At 31.5% G+C, this 860-nt stretch carries 1 protein-coding gene and 1 pseudogene; both read left to right on the top strand.

All coding sequences use genetic code 11. From position 1 onward, the window contains the following. Positions 1–188: hypothetical protein (locus tag N1032_RS24385; RefSeq protein ID WP_259543087.1), on the top strand; the 188-nt coding region annotated here is incomplete at its 5' end. Between the two features lie 139 nt (positions 189–327). Further along, positions 328–525, top strand: a pseudogene (locus N1032_RS24380) (hypothetical protein); the annotation flags it as partial. Positions 526–860: the final 335 nt, after the last annotated feature.

The raw sequence follows: 860 nt of genomic DNA, 5'->3' as shown, positions 1-860 counted from the left end.
AAGAATTTAGGCAAGCAGTTCCATTAGCAAATAAAGGTATTATCTTAACTTTAGGCGAAATGGGACACGTTAGATTTAAAAGATTGGACTTTGTAAGCAAGCATTATGGAATAAAAACTTTAGAAGAATTCACTGTTGAAAATATAGTTGATAAAATTCTCAATGAGTTCAAAGAATTAAATGTTTGAAGAATATGCAAATGACAAAATATTGCGAGAGTATATTTTGTGAAGGAGAACAATGAGTAAGCAATGAAAATTAAAAGAGTGAGAAGGCAGAAAAGTTGTATTCACAACAGTATATGGCTCGTGAAATTACGGAACTGCCGACTCTACAAGTGATACTGATTATAAAGTTTTTGTAATGCCGACACTTGAAGACCTTTATACAAATAGCCAATATTCATACTCTGGTAAAATGGAGAATGCCGATGATATTGAGGTTCATGACATAAGAAAGCTGTCTTCACTTTTAAGCAAGGCAAATCCGTCATATTTAGAGATTATTGCTTCTGATTACATTTGAGCAAATGAAGGTTTTGAAGACTATGTAAAATTCTTAACTGACAACAAATACAAAATCGGCAATGCTAATATGAAAGCATTGTATCACGCCGCAAAAGGCATTATGCACGAGAAAATGGGTGCTATCAAGAAAGGTTATCCTTCACAAGAAACTAATGAGGGTTGAAAAAGAAAACAACTTTATGGGTATGACTGTAAGCAATTATTGCACTTCATTAGAATTAGCAATATGATTGAAAAAATGTTCACAGCAAATATTGAAGATAGCAAAAACATTATGTCTTGCTTTAAATTAAATGAAGATGAAGTTAAACATTTAATGTCTATTAAGAATAA

It is taken from the genome of Herbiconiux daphne, from assembly GCF_024979295.1.
Classification (GTDB): Bacteria; Actinomycetota; Actinomycetes; order Actinomycetales; family Microbacteriaceae; genus Herbiconiux; species Herbiconiux daphnes.
The sequence above is the reverse complement of the archived record's forward strand: the minus strand, read 5'-3'. Positions and strand labels throughout refer to the sequence as shown.